Annotated in this window: 1 protein-coding gene, 1 tRNA gene and 1 pseudogene; all 3 read right to left on the bottom strand. The window is 72.6% G+C overall.

The window, feature by feature from the left end:
* Positions 1–1,474: pseudogene (locus tag K6I34_RS38755) on the bottom strand (hypothetical protein); the annotation flags it as partial.
* Between the two features lie 397 nt (positions 1,475–1,871).
* Positions 1,872–1,944: transfer RNA gene (locus K6I34_RS33995), tRNA-Ala, on the bottom strand.
* 129 nt (positions 1,945–2,073) lie between these two features.
* Complete coding sequence (gene efeB, locus K6I34_RS33990) at positions 2,074–3,345, bottom strand: iron uptake transporter deferrochelatase/peroxidase subunit (RefSeq protein WP_229331897.1); 1,272 nt, start codon at positions 3,343–3,345, stop codon at positions 2,074–2,076.
* Between the last annotated feature and the right edge of the window lie 30 nt (positions 3,346–3,375).

Genomic DNA, 3,375 nt, shown 5'->3' with positions numbered 1-3,375 from the left:
GTGCGGGGGTGGCGGAGAGGAGTGCGGTGATGTGTTTCCGTACGCGCTCCAGCTCCCATCGTTCCCCGGGCCGGTGGTGCGTCAGTCCCTCGACGGCGTCGGCGAGTTCACCGGCCACCGGGAAGTCCCGTGCGGCGTGCCGTACCCAGGCCGCCAGGTCGCCGCCTTCCGGCCGCAGTGGTTCCTGTTGCAGGGACAGCAGCGCGAGGAGGGCGCCGACGCTGTAGCGGTCGGCTGCCGGGTCGGCCGCGCTGGTGCGTTGTTCGGGCGCGACGTAGCCGGGTGTGGCGAGCCGTCCGGCCGTGCCGCCGGGCAGGACCGCGGCCTCCAGATCGATGAGGGCCATGCGCCCGTCGGGCCGGACGATGACGTTGGCGGGTGACAGGTCGCGGACGACCACGCCCGCCTCGTGGACGACGGACACCAGGTCCAGCAGCCGGAGGGCGAGTTCCAGGACGTCCGCTCGGCTCAGCGTGCGGTCGGGGGCGTCCGCCGGGGCCGCGAGGTCCCGCAGGCTGGTGCCCGCGAGCTCGTCCTCGACGAGGAAGAGGTGGCCGTCCATGTCGAAGGTGTCGACGAACCCTGGCACCACCCCTGTAGGTGCCAGGTGCCTCAGGACCGCTGCCTCGTTGCGCAGCAGGTCGCGTACGTCCCGGCCGTCCTCCTCCGCGTCGAGCCAGGGCCGCCCCTGTTTGATGACGACGGCCGCGTCGCCGCGCCGGGTGTCCTCGGCGCGGTAGACCCCGCCCTTGTTGGAGTGCCGCACGGCACCGGTGACCCGGTAGCGTCCGGCGAGCAGCAGCTCGCCTCCGCCGGAGGGCTGTGCCGCTGCCGCGGGCCGCTCCGGTACGGGCCGGAAGGGGTCGGCCGCCCACGGCGGCGGGGCGAACCATGCCTCGCGCACGTCGGGGGTCGGCGTGCCGTCGGGCGCGATCAGGACGTCCTGCCATAGCCCGTCGTCACCGAGGTCCCGCAGGGCGGCGAAACCGCCGTACCGGTAGTGGACCAGGCTGCCTTCGCGGTACGGGCGGTCGGAGAGGATCCCCGGCCCGGACAGCCCCCGGGTGGCGCGGTCGAGTGCCTCGGCGAGTTCCACGCACTGGGCGTCGTCGTCCGGATAGACGGTGAGGAACTTGCCTCCGGCGGCCCGCTGGTAGTCGCGGGCGAGCGACCGCCTGAGCCGTGCGGTGGTGCCGACGAACTTGAACGGCACCCGCAGCGGCAGCAGTACGCGTGCCGCGCGCCGCAGGACCTCCTCGGCGTTGCCCGGCACGGCGGACAGGTGCAGTTTCCAGCCCTGCAGGCGGTAGCGGTGGGCGAGGGGCTCGACGTGGTACCAGAAGTCCCCGGCCCTGGTCTCCCACGCCCCGGTGCCGATGCCGGTGCCGGCCTCTTCGCCCGCGCCGCCCGCGGCCGTCAGCTCGGCCCGCAGGACCGCGACGAGGTCGCCGCCGATCGCCGCCGTCTCCACCACGTCCGTACACCCCGCCCTCGTCCGAAAGGAACCGCCGCCCCTGCGGCGGCCTGTGACGACAACTGCGCCGCCCCTGCGGCGGCCTGTGACGACAACTGTGGCCCAGCGGGATCTACGCGCGTTCTACAGAGCATCGACAGTGAATCAACAGGGGACGGCAGGTGAGCGGGGAGTGAACGTGGCGGCAGGTCTCCCCCGTAGCGGAGTCGCGTCGCCGCGCCGCTCGCGGCGGTCGGCCGGTGGCCGGTGAACGGGCGCGGCCTCGCGTGGACGGCCGCCACCGTGGCACTCGTGTGGGGATCGCCGCCCGGGCCTGGGACCACCGCGCGCTCTGACGGGAACGCGGTGGAAATGGAACGAGGGCCACTTCCCGTGGAAGTGGCCCTCATTTCTCCGGTGGAGCTAAGGAGAATTGAACTCCTGACCTCCTGCATGCCATGCAGGCGCTCTACCAACTGAGCTATAGCCCCGTATTCTCTTTTTCGCCCCCGCGATCCTCGACGTGATCCCCGGCGGCGAAAAAGAGAATACATGACCGGCGGCGGCCCTCGTCAAACCGGCTCCGAAAGCCCCTCCCCCGCGAGGCCGGACATCACCGGTCAGCTCCCCAGCAGTGTCCTGCCGAGCCAGTCGCGGGAATCCCGGACGCCGGGGAGCGTGAAGAAATAGCCGCCTCCGGTCGGCGAGATGTAGTCGACGAGGGGCTCGTCGACCAGGCGCTCCTGAGTCGCCTCGAACTGCCGCTTGACGTCCTGCTGGTAGCAGCAGAACACCAGCCCCATGTCGAGGTTGCCGACGCCGTCGACGCCCCGGTCGTAGTTGTAGCCGCGGCGCAGGATCCGGGAGTCGTCCGTCTCGGGCGTGCGGGGGTTGGCCTTGCGGATGTGGGCGGCGAGCGGTATCGCCTCGCCCTTCGGGTCCTTGGCGTAGTTCGGAGCGTCGGCCTCCCGCGCCCCGTCCAACGGGGCGCCGGTGTCCTTGCGGCGGCCGAACATCTTCTCCTGTTCGGTCAGCGAGACCCGGTCCCAGAACTCGACGAGCATGCGGATGACACGGATCACCTGATAGCTGCCACCGACGGCCCAGGACGGCTCGTCGAGCCGGTCCGTCACCCACACCAGCCGCCGCATCTCGCGCGCCGACCCGGTGTCGGGGTTGGCGATGCCGTCCTTGAAACCGAGCAGGTTGCGCTGCGCCCCGGTCGGGCGGGGCGCGTTCTGGAAGCCGTCGACGCGCCACTTGATCTGCATCGCGCCGCGCGTGTGCCGGGCGATGTCGCGCAGCGCGTGCAGGACGGTGTCCTGGCGCTCGGCGCAGATCTGCAGCGAGAGGTCGCCGTGGCACTCGGCCGCCCGGAGGTTGTCGTTGGGGAACGTGCGCATCGGGGTGAGCCTGCGGGGCCTGGCCCCGGCCAGCCCGAAGCGGTCGTCGAAAAGGGACGCGCCCACGCCGAGGGTGACGGTGAGCCGGTCGGCGGGGAGCGTGGGGCCGAGGATGCCGTTGTCCGAGGGCGGTGCGCCGACACCCAGGTCGGTGGGGGCGCCGCCCGCCGTCAGGAAGCGGGCCCGTTCGGTGAGCGTCCGGAAGAGGTCGGCGAGCTCCTTGCGGTTCCGGGCGATCACGTCAAGGGAGACGAACGCCGCGGCGGCGGGCTGCGGGGTGACGACGCCCGCCTGGTACGGGCCGTGGAAGTCGACCTTCCCGGCGTCCCTGGTGCCGGTGGCGTGGGCCTGCCCCGCGCCGGTCCCGCCGAGCGCGAGGCCGCCGCCGACGAGGGCGGCTCCGGCCACGCCCGTCCCGAGCGCCGTCTTGACGAATCCCCGGCGGCCGGTGGTGGGGCCGCCCTGCGGGCAGGCGGAGTCGGCGGTCATGTTCCGGTTCCCTTCGGAGGGTGCGGGGAG

Source organism: Streptomyces sp. UNOC14_S4 (assembly GCF_020740835.1).
Taxonomy (GTDB): Bacteria; Actinomycetota; Actinomycetes; order Streptomycetales; family Streptomycetaceae; genus Streptomyces.
This window is presented reverse-complemented; position numbering and strand designations above follow the sequence as displayed.